The sequence below is a fragment of the Thalassospira sp. CH_XMU1420-2 genome (assembly GCF_037029325.1).
Lineage (GTDB): Bacteria > Pseudomonadota > Alphaproteobacteria > Rhodospirillales > Thalassospiraceae > Thalassospira > Thalassospira povalilytica.
The window spans coordinates 1-3899 of the sequence record NZ_JAYMEG010000016.1; the positions used below are offsets into that span (position 1 = coordinate 1).

General features: G+C 51.4%; 4 protein-coding genes. All 4 read left to right on the forward strand.

The genetic code is table 11. The features are described 5' to 3' along the window. A partial coding sequence (locus WA429_RS20665) for an AAA family ATPase (protein WP_336107822.1) occupies nt 1-867 on the forward strand: 867 nt, incomplete at its 5' end. An 8-nt stretch (nt 868-875) separates the two neighbouring features. Next, nucleotides 876-1703: a hypothetical protein gene (locus tag WA429_RS20670; protein WP_336107823.1), complete on the forward strand. Its 828-nt coding sequence runs from the start codon at nt 876-878 to the stop codon at nt 1701-1703. 251 nt (nt 1704-1954) lie between these two features. Next, entirely contained in the window at nt 1955-3283 is a 1329-nt protein-coding gene (locus WA429_RS20675; protein WP_336107824.1) for a DUF3150 domain-containing protein, read from the forward strand. Between the two features lie 59 nt (nt 3284-3342). Next, nucleotides 3343-3899: hypothetical protein (locus WA429_RS20680; protein WP_336107825.1), on the forward strand; the 557-nt coding region annotated here is incomplete at its 3' end.

Genomic DNA, 3899 nt, shown 5'->3' on the forward strand with positions numbered 1-3899 from the left:
GATACCGGACACATCGCTGTTCCGATCTCAAATCCGAGCTTTGTTTTCAAACTCGATGCGATCCGTGAACTGACGGAATTCATGTACACAAAATCCCCAGATGGCCTGATGCTCACCGGTCCGACCGGCTGCGGAAAGTCATCGCTCGTGCGCGAATACTGTGCACGTCTAAACATCCCTTTTTATGAAACAAGTGCCAACGCTCGGACCGAGTTCGAGACTTTCCTTGGCAAATGGGTCATTATCGAAGGGAACTTCCACTGGGTGGACGGACCTCTGGTTCAAGCCTTCCGTGATGGTGGCGTTTTCGTGATCAACGAAATTGACACCATGAACCCGGATGAGCTCACCGGCTTTAACGGGATCCTGGACGGCTCCACGCTTTGCCTTCGCGAGAAGGACGGCGAAATCATCCAGCGTCATCCAAACTTCAAAATGATCGCAACCGGCAACAGTGCCGGCGTTGGTGATGACACCGGTCTTTATGGCGGCGTCAAAACCATGAACATGGCATTCATGGATCGTTTCCTGGTTACACAGGTCGATTACATGGATCTGGAGGATGAACTAAAAATCCTTCAGGCAATTGCTCCAGATTTCGACTGGGATGATGTTCTCAGAGAAATGCTGGCTGTTGCGCATGATGTTCGTGATCAATTCAAAGCCGGTAAACTCAATGCAACCCTGTCCACTCGTACAATGGTGCGCTGGGCGACCCGTGCTCTTCAACTCCAGTCCAGACGAACGAAGTCGCCGGTTAAGGAGGCAGCCTATTCTGCTTTGCTAAACCGTGTCGGGGAAACCGACAAGGCTGTGATCGAAGGCCTTCTCGACACACACCTGTCCTCACAAAATGAAACTGAGTGAGGCCGCAGATGTTGAACAGTTTCGTAAACTGTATGGAGAAGGTAGAACTGGGCGGGAACATTCGTGTTTTCGCCTATTTTACATCTGGCGGTCGTTTCTTTGCCTTGCATGGAAACTTGAACCAACCACTCACGACAGTCACTGAGGTTACACATCTCAGTAAGTCTGTGAATCGAGGCGACGCTCATCTGCGTCGTTCACGATTTGAATGTGCCATCCGACAACGCGAACAAGAAGGCTTCCACCATGTGGGCTTTCGAAAATTGCACGCGGATGGAACGCTGGGAGAACTGCACGAGGAGGAAAAATTCACTCTGCCGCAATTCTCCCCTGACCGTTTACCGGATTGTATTCGGGTAAAGGTGTCAGACATTTTGAGCCAGGACATTCCGAAAACAGCGCTTTCAGTTGCAATCAGCGGTCAGTCAGCTGGGACGGTACGTCTGGCTCTTATGGAGGCGAAAACTGCACTGAAAGGGCAGGGGCTGAGTGCAGAGATCGATGACGATTTCAACATCAGGCTTTGCAACTCTTTCGAAGGTGGTTTGAAGCCCTTGTTCCCGGCCAAAGCCGATAACACGGACTTCTCAATGACAATGTCAGACCACGACCTGAAGCGCTCGGAATTCCTGCCGGTACTCTTTTGGGCAATTGCTCAGAAGATGCTTTCAAAGGAAAACTGCATCCTTGCTGATGCCGAAGGCCGGGTAATCAACAACACCGTTGATTGGATCTTTTCAACGTTTGGCTTCTATCCAGATGTGGAAACCTTGGCTGTCCAGTTGGGCATTCAACCGGATCTATCCAAAATCAACATTCAGAGTGCAGGTTTCTAAATGAAAAAACACTCGCAACCTTGCTCTCCACGGATTGTTTTCGAGCAACCGTACGGACTGCATTCGCCAGCGGTGGCCAAGCTCTTGAGCGAAGCACCCTCTGTCGGAGACGAACAACATGAAGATACCTTGAGCGAGCGTCCAGACGACCGCTCAGAGTAACTCAATCCTGTCTACTAACCCCATAGGGGACACAATGTCCCCGCTGGGGGTGGTGTGTCCCCTTTCCTTTGCTAAGAGGACATACACCAATGACGACAATCAACACCCAGATCTTGACCAAAATGGCCATTGTCAACCTCGACATCTCCGCATGGAGCGGTCGTTCGCGGTTGGACAAGGATGACTTCATCGATCAGTCGATGCTGCCGCCAGATACGGCGGTTTCTTTAGGGTCCAAGAAACTGATCCAAAACTCCATCATCTCGAAGTTTCAACAGATTCGGAGCAGATCGCACCGAACTTGCATGAAATACGGCATTCCGTTTGTTGGCGGATACGCTGTGAGGCTCTCCGATATTGATCAGCTCGACCACGAGCTGCGCGATATTCAGATGGAGTTCAACCAACGTGTTTCAGACCTCGTGAACAATTTCGAGGAACTGACAAATGAGTGGATCAAAGAAAACCCGGGCTTTGAGCAGCAACTGCGCAAAGCAATGATCTCCTCAGAAAAGGTCGCACGGAAGTTCGGGTACGATTTTTCGTTCTTCCAAGTGGAAAGCCTTCCGAGCCATGACTTGCACAAGAAAGCCAGCAAGCTTGTGGATCGTGTTCTTGATGAAGTGGCCGACTTGGCCAACGATTACATCAAGAACAGCCTGAAGGGCTCGACCGACAGCGTTTCGTACATCACGTCGCGTGGTCGTTCTATCCTCGACACCATTCAAAAGCGGTTGCGTCAGCTGTCCTTCGTGAACAGTGAATTTGACGTCGTCGCCGATTGGGTCAAGGCGCTCTACGACAAACTGCCTGCAACAGGCGGTATTAGTGGAGACGACTATCGTCAGTTTGCCAGCATGCTCAACACTCTTACGAATGGTGAGCAGGTGATGCAAACAGCTCAGCTGTTCGCTCAGCAACCAGATGATCGAAACGTCGACCTCTTTAACTGCTCCGCTGCAACGCCTTCGCCAGAAGCATTGCCAGCCGAACCGGTTGAAGAAGAAACCAATAACACCGCCGTTGCTGAAACGACGGTGATTCCAAACGAACCTGCACAATCTCACCCCCGGTGTGATTGGGGTGCTTCGCCTGCTGCTCAGGTTGAGCCAGCTGAAGAAGCACAAACCCCAAACACTGCCCTAGCGGTGGAGGAGGCTCCGTCGCTCAGCGAAGAGCCGCAGGAAACAGAAGAGACATCCCAGACGCAAGCCGTCACAGATGAACCAGTGGTTGAGGAAACCCCGGTTGTCGAGGAACAAAATATTGCAAACACCCAACTTGTGGTTGGTGCAGATTTCATGCCTTCGATTTCTCACCGCACGCCGAACGTGGCTGTGACAACGCAGTCGAAACCTGTTTCGAAAGCCGTCCCAGCCCAGCCGACTATTGCCGGCATTGCGTGCGCAGGATTCTAACCCCTTGGGGATGCACTTATCCCCGCGGGATGGGTGCATCCTCTCTTCGGAGACAAAAGATGAACCCAATTCACAATGCCTTCCCGATCGTCGCTTCGGCGATCGGGAAAAAGGCCAACATCGAAATCAAGTGGGGCAAACAAGCCTGCACTGATGGCAACTGGATCGAACTTCCGTATTTCGATCCACAAAGCGAACGTTTACGCAGGCTCGCCCTCGGCAAGCTCCTGCATGAATGTGGACATGTTCGGTTTACCGATTTCAGTGTTCCGGAAACGCAACCCCTTCATGAGCAACTCTTCAATATCTTTGAAGATGGACGCATCGAGCGTTGCATGATGGGGGAGTACGGTGGTGCTCAAAAGCTTCTCATGGAAATGGCTCACGAGGTCTTTCTTGGAGATGCAACGCCCACCAAAGACGAGATCATCAATGAAGATCCAACACAAAAGCTGTTGAACTTCGTTTTGTATCAACAACGCGCCCAGTTACCGGGCCAACACGAACTTCAACCGATTGCCGGTGAATATCTGCAAGAGGTTGAAAACACATGGGTGATGTTTGGCGCGGCCATGGCCGGTTCGAACGACTTCTTTACCGAAGACGGTCAAAGCAC

Excerpts from the sequence above, each read along its gene's own strand:
- WA429_RS20670 (WP_336107823.1), top strand. The coding sequence starts at position 876 with ATGTTGAACAGTTTCGTAAACTGTATGGAGAAGGTAGAACTGGGCGGG.
- WA429_RS20675 (WP_336107824.1), top strand. The coding sequence starts at position 1,955 with ATGACGACAATCAACACCCAGATCTTGACCAAAATGGCCATTGTCAAC.